Annotated in this window: 12 protein-coding genes; 8 read left to right on the top strand and 4 right to left on the bottom strand. The window is 50.7% G+C overall.

The genetic code is table 11. From position 1 onward, the window contains the following. The first annotated feature begins 97 nt into the window (after positions 1-97). Positions 98-1,861: a glycoside hydrolase family 35 protein gene (locus CRG97_RS19995; protein WP_098746545.1), complete on the top strand. Its 1,764-nt coding sequence runs from the start codon at positions 98-100 to the stop codon at positions 1,859-1,861. Positions 1,862-1,947: 86 nt separating this feature from the next. Here CRG97_RS19995 and CRG97_RS19990 read toward each other — a convergent pair whose 3' ends face one another. Both CRG97_RS19990 and CRG97_RS19985 read right to left on the bottom strand, forming a co-directional pair. Then, entirely contained in the window at positions 1,948-3,201 is a 1,254-nt protein-coding gene (locus CRG97_RS19990) for an MFS transporter (protein ID WP_098746543.1), read from the bottom strand. Positions 3,202-3,230: 29 nt separating this feature from the next. Continuing rightward, positions 3,231-4,274 carry an ROK family transcriptional regulator gene (locus CRG97_RS19985; RefSeq protein ID WP_237566499.1) on the bottom strand — a complete coding sequence of 348 codons (1,044 nt, stop codon included), beginning with the start codon at positions 4,272-4,274 and terminating at the stop codon, positions 3,231-3,233. Positions 4,275-4,627: 353 nt separating this feature from the next. On the opposite strand from CRG97_RS19985, the gene CRG97_RS19980 reads away from it, so the two are divergent. The 4 genes from CRG97_RS19980 to CRG97_RS19965 are packed head-to-tail and all read left to right on the top strand — an operon-like array spanning position 4,628 to position 8,776. Beyond that, positions 4,628-5,680, top strand: coding sequence for a LacI family DNA-binding transcriptional regulator (locus CRG97_RS19980; protein ID WP_098746539.1), 1,053 nt, complete (start codon positions 4,628-4,630; stop codon positions 5,678-5,680). 25 nt (positions 5,681-5,705) lie between these two features. Then, on the top strand, positions 5,706-6,866 hold the full coding sequence (locus CRG97_RS19975) for a Gfo/Idh/MocA family protein (RefSeq protein ID WP_098746536.1): 1,161 nt from the start codon (positions 5,706-5,708) through the stop codon (positions 6,864-6,866). Positions 6,867-6,917: 51 nt separating this feature from the next. Then, positions 6,918-7,649, top strand: coding sequence for a ThuA domain-containing protein (locus CRG97_RS19970; protein WP_098746534.1), 732 nt, complete (start codon positions 6,918-6,920; stop codon positions 7,647-7,649). Between the two features lie 20 nt (positions 7,650-7,669). Next, positions 7,670-8,776, top strand: coding sequence for a Gfo/Idh/MocA family protein (locus CRG97_RS19965; protein ID WP_098746532.1), 1,107 nt, complete (start codon positions 7,670-7,672; stop codon positions 8,774-8,776). A 129-nt stretch (positions 8,777-8,905) separates the two neighbouring features. Here CRG97_RS19965 and CRG97_RS19960 read toward each other — a convergent pair whose 3' ends face one another. Continuing rightward, positions 8,906-9,598, bottom strand: coding sequence for a pentapeptide repeat-containing protein (locus CRG97_RS19960; protein ID WP_098746530.1), 693 nt, complete (start codon positions 9,596-9,598; stop codon positions 8,906-8,908). Between the two features lie 145 nt (positions 9,599-9,743). Next, positions 9,744-11,573, bottom strand: a complete 1,830-nt coding sequence (locus CRG97_RS19955) for a DUF2334 domain-containing protein (RefSeq protein WP_098746528.1) — start codon at positions 11,571-11,573, stop codon at positions 9,744-9,746. 169 nt (positions 11,574-11,742) lie between these two features. Between CRG97_RS19955 and CRG97_RS19950 the strand changes: the two genes are divergently transcribed. The 3 genes from CRG97_RS19950 to CRG97_RS19940 all read left to right on the top strand — a co-directional run bounded on the left by CRG97_RS19950 (position 11,743) and on the right by CRG97_RS19940 (position 13,909). After that, the gene (locus CRG97_RS19950) at positions 11,743-12,270 is read left to right on the top strand and encodes a GNAT family N-acetyltransferase (RefSeq protein ID WP_098746526.1); all 528 of its coding nucleotides are present in this window, start codon (positions 11,743-11,745) and stop codon (positions 12,268-12,270) included. A 114-nt stretch (positions 12,271-12,384) separates the two neighbouring features. Continuing rightward, positions 12,385-13,476, top strand: a complete 1,092-nt coding sequence (locus CRG97_RS19945) for a TlpA disulfide reductase family protein (RefSeq protein WP_098746524.1) — start codon at positions 12,385-12,387, stop codon at positions 13,474-13,476. A 97-nt stretch (positions 13,477-13,573) separates the two neighbouring features. Then, entirely contained in the window at positions 13,574-13,909 is a 336-nt protein-coding gene (locus CRG97_RS19940) for a hypothetical protein (protein ID WP_098746522.1), read from the top strand. Positions 13,910-14,203: the final 294 nt, after the last annotated feature.

Raw genomic sequence — 14,203 nt, 5'->3', positions numbered from 1 at the left:
GTATAAAGAATGCTCCATTTGGAGATTGAGCAGCACGAGCTTTTGATAGATGATGATAATAGAAAGCGAAATGATACGAGCAGGGAGGAAACAGGATATGAAAGCTCAATTGAAAGCGGTTAATCAACAGTTCGTGCTCGGGGATGAGCCGATCCAGATTTTGTCGGGTGCCGTACATTATTTTCGGATCGTACCGGAATATTGGGAAGACAGGCTGATGAAGCTGAAAAGCTGTGGATTGAACACCGTGGAAAGCTATATTCCGTGGAATTTGCATGAACCTAAGGAAGGACAATTTACGTTTGATGGTATCGCCGATTTGGAGAGATTCGTCCAAATTGCCGGCGATCTCGGACTGCATGTGATACTTCGACCAAGCCCTTACATATGCGCAGAATGGGAATTTGGCGGGCTTCCGTCCTGGCTGCTGCAGTATCCGGATATCCATCTGCGATGCATGGATCCGGTATATCTGGAGAAGGTTGACCATTATTATGATGAACTGATTCCGCGGCTGGTTCCGTTATTAACCTCCAATGGAGGTCCGGTGATTGCCATGCAAATCGAGAACGAGTACGGGAGCTACGGTAATGATACGGCATATCTGGAGTATTTGAAGGATGGCTTGATCAAACGGGGCGTAGATGTATTGCTGTTTACTTCGGATGGTCCCACCGACGGGATGCTGCAAGGGGGAACCGTTCCAGGCGTGCTTGCCACCGTCAATTTTGGTTCAAGAACCGAGGAGGCTTTTGCCAAACTGCGGGAATATCGCGCAGAAGACCCTCTGATGTGCATGGAATACTGGAATGGATGGTTTGATCATTGGCTGAAACCCCATCATACCCGGGACGCGGAAGATGCTGCCGCCGTGTTCAAGAAGATGCTGGACTTGAATGCATCCGTGAACTTCTATATGTTTCATGGCGGAACGAATTTCGGATTTTATAACGGGGCGAATTTTCACGAGAAGTATGAGCCCACGATAACTAGCTACGATTATGATGCCCCTATTTCGGAGTGCGGGGATGTAACAGCTAAATACGAGGCCATTCGCAGCGCGATTGCGAAGCATCAGGGGAAAGAGCTCTCGGATTTCCCAAGTCTGCCTCAGTCCGTCAAGAAAAATAGCTATGGTTCGGTTCGCATGACGCATTATGCCGACTTGCTGGAGCATCTGCCAGTTCTATCCGATCCGGTGAAACGTACGACACCTGTACCGATGGAACTGCTGGGTCAAAGTTATGGCTTCATCGTTTACACAACGGATATCTCCGGACCTCGTCAAGGAGAATCGCTGTATCTGCAAGAAGTGCATGACCGGGCACAGGTATTCCTGGACGGTAAGTATCAGGGAACGGTCGAACGCTGGAATCCCCAAGCCCTGCAGATCGATGTTCCGGCAGCCGGGGCTCGGCTTGAGATCGTTGTCGAGAATATGGGGCGTATCAATTACGGCCCGAAGCTGAAGGACTATAAAGGAATCACTGAGGGAGTCCGGATGAACAACCAGTTCCTGTATGACTGGAGCATCTATCCTTTGCCGCTTGAGAATCCGAATGCGGCACCGTTTCAACCGCTTGCGGGTCCGCTTGAACAGCGGGATCGTCCTACCTTCTATCGGGGTGAATTCTCGGTGGATGACATTGGCGATACGTTTATCCGCTTGGACGGATGGGGAAAAGGGGTCGTCTGGGTTAATGGATTTAACCTGGGGCGTTACTGGGAACAAGGACCGCAAGCAGCGCTTTATCTGCCTGGACCGCTGCTGAAGCAGGGGCGTAATGAAATCTTTGTGTTTGAGCTGCATCATACCGAAACAGCAAGCATCGAACTTGTTGATCAACCCGACTTAGGCTAATGAGGGTGTGGGTAGACAAACGAGAATAATGAATAAAAGGGAGCCCTCTTGTACTCATGAGAGGGCTCCCTTTAGTGTTCAAAGGATTAAACCAATTGCTTACGAACTTTTAAATAACGGTACAGAATGATGCCGAAGAGTGAGCATAGGATGGCACACAATCCGATAAAGCCATAGCCTGCCTGCAGCCCGCGCAGTAATCCGAGCTCTGTCCCGCTGCCGTACATTTGCTTGAATCCGTTCGTGATCGCTCCGATTGCGTAGTTGCCGATAACGCTGCCGACTCCCATCATGGTGACGATGAACGTAATGGCGGTGTCACTCTCTTTCGGATATCTTTTCGCAATAAGAGCCATGACCGTCGGATAAATCGGAGCAATTCCAATACCTGCAGCCGCAAACAGGAAGGCATAGGATTCCCCGCCAAAGATTGCGACAAACGTACATACTCCGGTCAACGCGGACAGGATGATGATGGACAGCGTAAAGCCAATCCGATCCGTTATCGGGCCAAGCAGCAGGCGTGCTGCCGAGAAGCAGAGGAAGAAGGCGGACAGCATCCCGGCTGCAGCCGTAGGTTCCCATTTGTATGATTTTTCAAGAAAGTTTACGAGCCAACCGCCAACGGCCATCTCCGATACAACACCGAAGGATAGAATCATAACGACCAGCCACAGCGCAGGATCTTTAACTAATAACTTAAGCGGAGTTCGTTCCGTTTCGGACAGATCGTCCCCGGGAAACTTACTCATGAGTGCCGGGATCATCGGCAGTATGGATAACATCAGCATGGCGAGATACATGCCCCGCCAGTCCAGCGTGTAATTAAACACGGTTACGGTCATCAGGCCGGATGCAATCATCGGCGCCACGGTTGAGCTGATTCCGTAGAAGAAATGGGACAGGTTCATCATCGTGCCTGTGTTTCGCACAAAGATCCGGGCCGCCAATATGGCAAGGCCGATCTCCAGCATCCCGTTTCCAATGTACATGAAGAAGTAGGATGCGGTAAACATTGGGTAGCTGTGCGACAGGAAGATCAACACACCCGAGATGGCCATCGAGCCGAAGGCAGCCATGCTGACCCACTTGATCCCGATCTTCCGGGTTAACAGCGCGGTGAAAGAGCAGGCAATCAAGTACCCGAGGGCGTTCAGCGATAGCAAGGTACCGATCTGCATTTCATCCAGGTGGAAATCGAATTGAATCCTTGGAATGGCGGGTCCCTTAATATTTTCCGATATTCCGAAAATGATAAAGCCGAGAAAGATGGTTGCCAAATGAAGGGTGTAGTCTTTGCTGAATTTAGGTTTTGCTTTCGTATGAAGGTCTGTATTCACGGTTATTCCCCAATCGTCATCGTTGAATTTTACATTGCACTAGTATCGGATATCATCATATCCAGAGCAAGTCTCTGCAGGCCGGCTATATAGTCATGTTCCCACTCGCGAAGCAGCATTTCGGGCAGATGCCGCTCCGGTACGTAGGCGGAAGCCCGGTTTTTAACGGAGAGCAGGGTGGAGGGCAGAAGGTTATGCTCACACCACAGAATGGCATCCGGATTGAGAATCGCGGTGAAGGCGGCGCTTAATCGGCTTAACGCATCGATTTGCTCCTCATCCGGCTCGATGAGACTGCTCATGACGGAACCTTTACGGTCCAATACATCATGAAAATTGTTGTCCTTGCTCATCGGTACATAGCCGATCTCACCCGTGAAGAACGACCTGCCCCGAACGACGTTTCCGTTGATCAGCAGTCCCGCCCCCGGTCCATTATGTCCGAGATACACGTATACCAGGGAAGCCTCCTCCGAGCGGCTCAGATTCTGATAGCCAAGCACGGCAGCATTCATGTCATTCTCCACGATGACAGGAATGGAGAGCAGGTTCTCCAGGTAAGATTTGAGGTCGTAATCCTGGAATGTCCCGTACAGCGGTACGTGAAAAATGACGCCATCTCGCACCGCAGCCGGCATGCCGACCGCAATCGAGCGGATCTTCGGATAACGGTGGATCCAGCTTCCTAGCTGGGAAGCCAGCGCTTCCGGTCCAAGCTGAAGTATGCCGTCTTCAGCTTTCCGTTCGATCAGATCGCCGTTCCAATTAAAAATGGTATATACGCTCTGCTCCTTCTCATAATAAACGGCGAGACCCAGCATATAGTCCGGGTTAAAAGCGTAGCGGTTTGCACGCCTGCCGCCGCTGGACTCATCCAGTCCGAGCAGGGTGACCTCGCCTTCCTGCGCCATCTGTTCCAGAACTTTGCTCACCGTAGGAAAGCTGATGCCGAGCCGATCACTTAGCTCCGCTTTGGTTCCGCTGCCGAGCTCCAGCAGGGAAGATCGGAGCGCGCGCCGCACGGCGTATTTCATGGATTGCGGTGTGGGTAAAGCTTCTTTGCGCGTTGTCATCACCACTTCCTCACCTTTTTAAACGAGTTTAATAAGTGTCTGGAGATGATTATTGCATATCTCAAATGATGGTGCAAGAACAATTTTGCTGCATGAAATCCGCGGGAATCAGGAGGACAGAAAAAGAACGTTCGCAACAAAGGATAATCGATGCGGACGCTCTAATACTAGAAGCAGTATGAGACTATCGCAGAAGCATGATGGTACCGCCGAGGATCGATCGGCATCAGGATCATGGAGAACCGCAGCAGCGTTCTTGGTGCCCTATCATACATGAAATTAGATTAAGGCGGTTGACAACAGAAAGGCTCCATGAGAAAATGTACGCGCGTACATAAATTGCAGGAGGCTTGATGAATATCGCTAGTCGTAAAGAAGTTGCAAAGCTTGCCGGCGTTTCGGAAGCAACGGTATCCCGTGTACTGAATGGGGTCGGACCAATGAAGGAGGAGACCAAGCAGCGGGTGCTGGAAGCGGCGGATCAGCTCGGGTATACCCCGAGTGCGCTTGCTCGAAGTTTTGCCCGTCGAAGAAGCGGTAACCTGGGCGTCATCATGCCCTACCTGCCGAAGGCTCGTATATTCTCCGCTTACTATTTTTCCGAAATATTGAGCGGTATTGGCAGTAAGGCGTTGGAGAGTCAATATGACCTGTTGATGCTGTTCCGTGAGCCCGGCGGTTCGATGGACTACTTGAACCTGTTCCGAACCCAGAAGGTTGATGCCTGCATTATTCTGGGCGCCCGGGATGAAGAAGGCGAACGTGCGGCCATCAAACAGCTGAGTGAAGCGGATCACCCCTATTGCCTGATTAATCAATACTTTGACGGCGAGGCGTTTCACGTTATGGATGCCGATCATGTGGATGGTAGCTATCAAGCTGTTCATCACTTGACGCAGCAGGGATTCCGGAAGATTGCTTTTCTGAATGGGCCGCCTCAGTATTCCAACAGTCGCGACCGGTTGAAGGGGTACGCCCGGGCACTGAATGAAGCGGGAATCGTGCTGGATGAATCCTTGCTGTTCGAAGGCAACTTCAGCCGCAAAAGCGGTTATGCCGCGGCCGAGTTAATCGCCGGGAAGCTGGACCGGATTGAAGCCGTATTTGCCGCCAATGACCGCATGGCGATTGGACTTCAGCAGGGACTGCGGGCATTAGGCATTTCAGAAGAGCGAATGCCTGCCTTTGTCGGGTATGACGATTCGGATGCCGCCGAGCTGTGCACTCCGCCGCTTACCAGCGTGAGAGTTCCGTTCTATGAACTGGGATGCCTTGCTGCGGAGCATGTGCTTCGCATGCTGGAAGTCTCCGATTTGCCAGAAGGTAACGTAACGAACGCAGTGCTCCATCGCCAGTTACCAACTCGTCTGGTAATCCGTGCCTCTTCGCTTCATCGAAATCAATGAACCCTTATTCAAGGAGGAATCAAAGATGAAACAATTACGTGTCGGCATGATTGGTTATAAATTTATGGGTAAAGCCCACAGCAATGCGTACCGGAGCCTCCCGATGTTTTTTCCGGAGGCGCTGAAGCCAGAAATGGTGGCGATCTGCGGCCGTAATGTGTCGGCCGTTCAAGCAGCGGCGGTTCAGCTGGGCTGGAGTGAAAGCGTTACCGATTGGAAGGAGCTTGTCCGTCGAGAAGATATCGATCTGATCGATATCAATGCTCCAAGCGATGCCCATAAGGAGATTGCCATTGCCGCGGCCAAGGCGGGCAAACATATATTTTGCGAGAAGCCGCTTGCTTTGTCCTTGGCGGACGCCAGAGAGATGCTGCAGGCTGCGCAAGAAGCGGGAGTCACCCATATGGTCGGGTTTAACTATAGATTTTCACCAGCCGTAAGACTGGCCAAGAAGCTGGTTGAAGGTGGAAGATTGGGTCAGATCTATCATTTTCGCGCCTGGTTTTTGCAGGATTGGATCATGGACCCGCAGTTCCCGCTGGTATGGAGGTTGCAGAAGGAAGTGGCGGGATCCGGATCGCATGGGGATCTTGGTGCTCACCTGATCGATCTCGCCCATTATCTGGTCGGCGATATGCAGGAAGTGATCGGAATGAGCGAAACCTTTATCAAGGAGCGTCCTATTGCCAGCGAGATGACCGGGTTAAGCGCAAAAGGAAGCACAGGCGGTCCCATGGGGAAAGTGACGGTAGATGACGCTACGCTGTTCATGACCCGCTTTGAGAACGGGGCGCTGGGCAGCTTTGAGGCGACGCGCTTTGCTGCGGGTCACCGCAGCACCAACTCCTTCGAGATCAACGGCAGCTTGGGCAGTGTAAAATTCGATTTTGAACGGATGAATGAGCTGGAGGTTTACTTTACATCCGACGCTGAGGATGTTCAGGGCTTCCGCCGCGTATTGGCAACCGATCCCGTTCACGATTATATGGAAGCATGGTGGCCTCCGGGACATACGATCGGTTTCGAGCACACCTTTACGCATGAAATTCTGGAGCTGTCGACCGCTATATCTGAGGGAAGGCAGCCTGTGCCCAATTTCGAGGATGGCGTGAAATGCCAGGCAGTGCTGGAAGCCGTGGATAAATCCATTGAAGAGCGCCGCTGGGTGCAGCTGTCGGAAATGTAATCAAGTCATTCGGCCAATCTTGGCCGGACACATAAAAAAAGGAGTGCTATCATGAAAAAGGCTTTAATTGTATGGGGCGGCTGGGACGGACATGAACCCGAACAGGTTGCCGGCATTTTCGCGGAATTGCTTCGGGATGAGCAATATGAGGTAGAGGTATCCGACACGCTGGATGCTTTTAATGATGCAGAGAAGCTTCAAGCCTTGGATCTGATCGTGCCGGTATGGACGATGGGAGAAATATCGAAGGAGCAGGTGGAGAACGTATCGCTTGCCGTACAGAAGGGAACCGGCTTGGCGGGCTGCCACGGCGGCATGTGTGATTCGTTCCGCAACAATGTGGATTGGCAGTTCATGACAGGAGGAAACTGGGTTGCGCATCCAGGCAACGACGGCGTGAAATACCGGGTTGAGATTAAATCGAGCTCCAGCCCGCTGGTAGCAGGAATGCAGGATTTCACGGTGGCCTCCGAGCAGTATTATCTGCATGTGGATCCGGCCGTTGAAGTGCTGGCAACCACTCGTTTTCCGGTTGCAGCCGGACCGCACCTGCTGAACAAAGCGGTCGACATGCCGGTGGCGTGGACGAAGCGCTGGGGATATGGACGGGTCTATTACAATTCCCTCGGCCATCATGCCGATATCGTGGATATGCCGCAGGTGAAGGAAATGATGCGCAGGGGATTGCTTTGGGCTGCTGAAGGCAAAGCGTTGTATTCGGGTTCGGACATGAGTGTGTTTACGGAAGGTCAAGGCTACACAGGCATGGGAGACAGCCAATAAGGCAGAAGGAGACTTGGATCATGAAGAAAGTAAAGGTTGGCATCATCGGATGCGGAAAAATCAGCGGCATATATATGGAAAACTGCCATAAGTTCGATATCCTGGAGCTGACGGCTTGTGCGGATATCGATCGTGCCCGTGCCGAGGAACAGGCTGCCAAGTATAATATCCCGAATGTATACACTACCGAGGAACTGCTTGCAGATCCGGAGATTGAGCTGGTCATTAATCTGACGATACCTGCACTTCATGCGCAAATTATGCTGGATGCACTGCAAGCCGGCAAGCATGTGTACGTGGAAAAGCCGCTTGGCGTAACCCGAGAAGAGGGTAAGGCGGTGCTGGATATGGCTGCGTCCAAAGGGCTGCTTGTCGGATGCGCTCCTGAGACATTCCTTGGAGCCGGTATCCAAACGGCACTGAAACTAATTGAAGACGGACGCATCGGCAAGCCGATTGCAGCGACCGCCTTTATGATGAGCCGCGGACACGAGCATTGGCATCCCGATCCGGAATTTTATTATGCCGCTGGCGGTGGTCCGATGTTTGACATGGGGCCTTACTACCTGACAGCGCTGGTTCAGCTGCTGGGGCCAATCCGCCGTATTAGCGGCATGACCGGAACGGCCCTTACGGAGCGGACGATTACCAGTGAGAAGAAACAGGGTCAGAAGATTCAGGTGGACATTCCTACTCACGTGGCTGGACTTATGGAGTTTCATAACGGTGCGATTGGCACACTGATTACGAGTTTTGATGTATTTGGAGGGAGCACGCTTCCTAATATTGAAATCTACGGCACCAAGGGTACAATGCTCGTCCCGGATCCCAACGGCTTTGGCGGCTCGGTTCAATATCGGTTGACCGGAGAAGCCGAGTGGACGGAAGAACCATTGCTTCCGGGGTATAACGAGAATACGAGAGGGATCGGCCCAGCGGATATGGCCTATGCCATCCGCAGCGGAAGAGCGCATCGTGCGAGCGGCGAGCTTGCCTATCATGTGCTTGAAGCCATGTGGGGATTCCATGATGCTTCCGATGAAGGCAAGCGCTATGAGATGATCAGCACCTGTGACATCCCGGCACCGCTGCCGCTTGATTTGCAGAAGTATACTCTTGATCAATAATAGGATGATCTAAAAAAGCGGCTTAACCCGAAAGGTCCAAGCGGACCTCGGAGTAAGCCGCTTTATGCTGTGCATGGATACGTTTTCCATATAAACGAAGCGATTATTGGGAGCACGTATAACTTACGGTCACTCTTTGACGACAAGACCGAATATTTTGGTTAACGGGATAGCTTGATGCGGTGAAATGATGCATCCTTGAAGATCTTCCAGGGTCACGCCAATATTATGGAAATCCGTTCGGCTTAAGTCGATACCTGCAAGCTTGGTGCCGGAGAACTGTGATTGATCAATCTGGCAATCCACGAATTCCACCTTGCTTAATTCAGAATGATAAAAATCCGACTTTATGAGCGAGGTGGATTGGAAGGACACCTGCTTCATGTTAGCAAAACGGAACGTAGCGTAGTCGCCCGTGCAATGATCGAACACGACATTACGGATGGTGGCTGCGGTCAAGTCGAGCCCCAGAATTTTGCAATGATTGAATTGTACGCGGTACATAATGGCCTCACTGAGATCTACGTTGGACAAGTCGCAATGGTTAAATACAAGATCCGTTAGTTCGGCATGGTGGAGCGTGACGTGCTGGAACGTAACGTTATGGAATATCATTTGATCGAATTGAACCTTGTCGGCTGAAATATAAGACAGGGTCTCGTCCTGACAAGTGGATTGAATGAACGAGGATTCATCGTCAACGCCGGCATCGGATAGAATCATAGGCTCAAGCTGCTTGGGGAGCTTGGGTTTCACGATTTTGACTGAGGGGGATGGACTGGCTGTATTGCTATTGGTATGGTTTTCGCTTTTGGATGACATGATTTCTCCTCCGAACATAGAAATAAGTATAGAGATGAGAACTTATAAGAATAACTTCCATCGACGTACTTTCTCAGAAGACAGACCGCATATTACGGGAGTTCTGAATAAACCTGATTATGTTGTATAGAAGTATATCATGTCCTTATCCGATTGTCCGGTCCCTGGAATTGATGGCGGCGTCCAAGGTTCCGCCGAGCCGATTCGGAGACCATGCCAGCAGACTGACACGGCCATTGCCCGTTAGATCGCCAATGAGAGGTGTCATTGATTCACCGGCAACCCAAGGCCCAAACCGTTCTTCCTGCCGCCCGAAGGCGGTTCCCAAGCTATAGAGAACGAGCCATTTCCCTGCGATATGTTCAACGAGAATCAAATCTTTCAGCCCATCCCCATCCACGTCACCTAACATCACAGATATGGGTGAACCGATGGAATCTTTGTCAGAATACCAATTTCCGGCGTCCACGAGCTGTTTTCCGCTGCTTAACCAGACCTGGCATGTGCCCGAGTCGGAGTTCCACACAACCAGGTCATCCAGTCCATCGCCATTCACATCTCCTATGGAGGGAATCACGCCTTCACCTTGTGCGGAAACCTCATGCTGAATTAGGGGAGAATAAAAATGACACCCGGAGCTATAAGCAATGGCGGCTTTTCCTGTGACAGGGTCCCATAGAAATAAATCATGTCTGCCGTCCCCGTCCAAATCCCCCGTAAGAGCTTTCCAGTTCACGGCTCCAAATTCACAGAGCCAATGACCCGATGGTATTAAACGGCTGCCTGAACCCAAGGCAACCTCACAAATCCCCAGCTCCGCATGCCATACAGCCGCATCGACGCTGCCATCTCCATCATAATCGCCTGCCATCGCAGTTCCACCGGGGTAAAGCGGCCAGTCTGCCAACAGCGGGCGTATATACTGTATGCCATTATGGATTTTAATGGGGGACATGACCCCAAAAGAAGCGTCGTACCATAGGTTGTTGGCCTCGTCCCGGACGATCCATCGATCCGGCTGCTCTTTTCTCGTGGCGTGCAGAAACTTAGGGCGATTCATGGTCAACCTGTCCTGCCATCGGGTTTCCCTGAAATCCGGTATGAAGGGCAAGATTGAGGTTATGGTCACAAACGATTTAAGCTCCCTCTTAAAGGACTGAATGATTCTTCTAAGCGGCGAATGCTCGTCATAATGTACAGTGCCGTCAGCAAGGAAACGGATATAGGGGAATTCGAGATAAGGGTGGTAGAAGAACGAGGCCAGTTCACGATCGCCTGTGAAATCCTGTAATATCCGTATTATACGAGTGACTTCTTCCTCAATCTTGTCACCTGCAACATAATAAAGCGGAGTGGGAACGTAGATCGTTCCGTTTGTCAGCGGATCGTCCGGGGTGTGCTGGAGTGCGGCTGTCCTTGCATCCGGGCTGGAAGGCGGAGATTCATAGAGGATGCCGTTACAGATCTCAATAATATGGCGCTGGACAGATGAAGCGGTGTAGTGGGGAGTTTCATACCAGACCGCTGTAAGACCAGCCGCTTGAAACATCTTATGAGCCCGTTGAACCCGCTGATAAGCATAGGATTGCTTCAGCTGCCGGAGCGAATGGAGCGCTTCGGGCGGATCATCCGGAGGACAATTGGCGCTGCATTCGGGATAAGCAAATTCGAATCCGTCGCCGCTTACCGATTCCCCGTACTGATGCGTATATCCATGAATACCTAGCGAGGCGCCAAGGGCTACCATCCTTCGCAGCAGCCTTGCAAATCGAAGGGAAACTTCATCATGCAGATCATCTATCGACCGATCCACATGGTGCACCGGATCGACATATCGCGGAATGACGGCCAGGTGAAAGGGGATCTGTTGCTGATGCAGGAACTGTGCGATTACCAGCAGCTTTGCCTGTTGTTCCTCTGTCTCATACCAGCCGCCCGGTCCGATATCTTCAAGCCGTATCAATGCTTTATTCATCAAGATGCGCTCCTTCCATGGGTAGCTTCTTGGGATAACGATCCTGATATATGTATGCCGGGAATGGGCATTGCGTCATCAGGGACGAAGCGTTCATAAAAAAGAGGATCGCAGATCGTGTCCGCGAATACATAGAGATTAAGATATGAGCAGGAGGAAGAGGAAGTTTATGCATATTAGACACGCAAATGAACATGATGTTGCAGGCATCGCTAACGTCCACGTGAATAGCTGGAAAACGACGTATAAAGGAATCGTGGATGATAGCTTTTTAGGAAAGTTGTCCGCTGCCGATCGGATAGAAGGCTGGCGCTGGAAGCTTGCCAATATGCCGGAGGACGAACAACTGCTGGTCATTGCAGATGAAGATGGCGAGGTATACGGGTTCATGTCTTACGGGACGGAGCGAGAGCATAAGATTTCTCATGAAGGAGAACTTTACGCGATCTATCTCTTGGAAGAGATTCAGGGGAAGGGCTGGGGGAAGCAGCTGTTTGCGAGGCTGAAGGAATTTCTGCAAGTGAAAGGATATCGTTCATTATTGGTCTGGGTGTTGGAAGGCAATAAGGCTGAGCATTTTTATAAATATATGGGCGGCCAGGAACTGAAGCGAAAAGAGATTGTCATCGGCGGAAAAACACATACTGAAATGGCTCTGCTGTGGAGTTCCATTGATCGGATTCGGCCCTTCTCCTAAAAAAGCGCTCCGCTTAAGTTTACATTGGGGAGGGAATCTACTATGATGGGAATATACCCCGGTGGGTAATAGCAATACTTAACAATTGCTTTGCCGACCTTAGGAGGCTCGCATTTGAGTATAATTCCGATAGGTCCTTTTATGTTGAGGGCCGACATTGTGATTTTTCTAATCTGTGCGGCGGCTGGTTTCGCTGCGCTTCGAATTCGTTTGCGTCAGATGCCGGAGCGGGGATGGATCCTGGACACCTATTTATCTGTACTTATCATCGGTTTTATTTCATGGAAATTCGGGATGCTGGTGTTCGATCCGATCCGCACCTTGCAGCATCCGACCTCGCTTATTTACATGACGGGCGGAACGAAGGGGATATGGCTTGGGGCCGTTCTAGCCCTGATCTACGCAGCTCTGCGCTGGAACAAGAATAGAAAAGATTCAGGTCTGCTGCTGAAGTCCGCTCTGTTGTTGGTATTCGCGAGCGGATTGGCCGGGTATGTATTTCAGTGGTTGTGGGCGGACGGGGCCGGTATAAACTCTTCATTATTCTTTATTTTATTATTCGGTGCATTGCTAACGGTTAGCTGGCTTCAATTCCATTCTCCTCTGTCCCGCTTTCTTACCCTGGGATTAGGGAGAAATGGAGCGGTACAACTCATCATTGGGGCTCTTTTCGTGTGGGCAATCTATGACTTCGCTTCCACCTCGGTCAGCGAACGAGAAGCGCTCGTATCGCCGAATGACAAAAACAATCCCGAAGCCATTGCTGAAGGGTTGAAGCCTGGTCTTCGCGCACCGGAGGTTTCGCTGATGAATCGGGAAGGGCAGGAGATCAAACTGTCCGATTATCGTGGGCAAACCGTTCTTCTGAACTTCTGGGCATCCTGGTGCCCTCCTTGCAAGGTAGAAATGCCTTATATGCAGGATTTTTACGATAAACATCAGGATGAGAATGTGATAATACTAGCTGTAAATATGACGCATCTGGAAAATAGCATGAGTGAGGTACAGTCTTTTGTCGAGCAGAACGGCTTAACCTTTCCTGTACTATACGACAAGAACGGAGCAAGCACCAGACGGTACGAGGTGGTGGCCTATCCGACCACCTACGTCATCTCGCCTGACGGTCTGATATCTGAGCGGTTTCAAGGCGCGATTGACGAGGATTTAATGGTTAGAGCCTATCGAAAAGCCAACGCGATTAAGTGAGGTTAAAAGGCGGATTTTTGGAGATGTGGACACCTATCTCTGCCGCCTTCTCCCCAGGCGGAATATAATACACAAACGCTGGGGAGGGGGAAAATAAGTGCAACCAATACCAATTTCGGCAGAAGGATGCAGAGGTTACGTCGGCAAAACCGTTTGCGCTGTCATGCGTGATGGAACAGAAGTCGTGGGGACTATTCGCGGTGTACATGATCGAGGCCTTGAACTCGAATTTGCGAACCCATCCGTATATACACTGTCCACAAAAGGTAAAAAGGGCAAAAAGTCTTCGAAGTCAGCTAAAAGCGGTGCGCAAACGTCCGCATTTGGACCTTACGGCTACGGCGGTGGCTATGGTGGATACGGCTGGGGAGGCAATGTGTTTGCTTGGGAAGCCATAGCGCTGTTGTTCCTCATTCCATTCTTATTTATCTAAACGTCAAGGAATTTAGTTTACGGGCGCAGTGTTTTTATAGAAGAGACAGGTGGGAATATCCCAGTACTGTCTCTTTTTTTTAGATATCAGAAAGTATAAACTTCGAAGCATGGGCCTTCCTGATATCGCAAGAAAAACATCCTATAAACGTGGTCTGTCTTCTGAGAATGTTCGTCGATAGACGTTTTTCTTTAGATATCAGAAAGTATAAACTTCGAAGCATGGACCTTCCTGATATCGCAAGAAAAACATCCTATAAACGCGGTCTGTCTTCTGAGAATGTTCGTCGATAGT

Origin of the sequence: Paenibacillus sp. EZ-K15, from assembly GCF_002573715.1 — a bacterium.
In the GTDB taxonomy this organism is placed as follows: domain Bacteria; phylum Bacillota; class Bacilli; order Paenibacillales; family Paenibacillaceae; genus Paenibacillus_AQ.
The sequence above is the reverse complement of the archived record's forward strand: the minus strand, read 5'-3'. Positions and strand labels throughout refer to the sequence as shown.

Excerpts from the sequence above, each read along its gene's own strand:
- CRG97_RS19995 (WP_098746545.1), top strand. The coding sequence starts at position 98 with ATGAAAGCTCAATTGAAAGCGGTTAATCAACAGTTCGTGCTCGGGGAT.
- CRG97_RS19965 (WP_098746532.1), top strand. The coding sequence starts at position 7,670 with ATGAAGAAAGTAAAGGTTGGCATCATCGGATGCGGAAAAATCAGCGGC.
- CRG97_RS19970 (WP_098746534.1), top strand. The coding sequence starts at position 6,918 with ATGAAAAAGGCTTTAATTGTATGGGGCGGCTGGGACGGACATGAACCC.
- CRG97_RS19985 (WP_237566499.1), bottom strand. The coding sequence starts at position 4,274 with ATGACAACGCGCAAAGAAGCTTTACCCACACCGCAATCCATGAAATAC.
- CRG97_RS19980 (WP_098746539.1), top strand. The coding sequence starts at position 4,628 with ATGAATATCGCTAGTCGTAAAGAAGTTGCAAAGCTTGCCGGCGTTTCG.
- CRG97_RS19955 (WP_098746528.1), bottom strand. The coding sequence starts at position 11,573 with ATGAATAAAGCATTGATACGGCTTGAAGATATCGGACCGGGCGGCTGG.
- CRG97_RS19975 (WP_098746536.1), top strand. The coding sequence starts at position 5,706 with ATGAAACAATTACGTGTCGGCATGATTGGTTATAAATTTATGGGTAAA.
- CRG97_RS19960 (WP_098746530.1), bottom strand. The coding sequence starts at position 9,598 with ATGTCATCCAAAAGCGAAAACCATACCAATAGCAATACAGCCAGTCCA.
- CRG97_RS19950 (WP_098746526.1), top strand. The coding sequence starts at position 11,743 with ATGCATATTAGACACGCAAATGAACATGATGTTGCAGGCATCGCTAAC.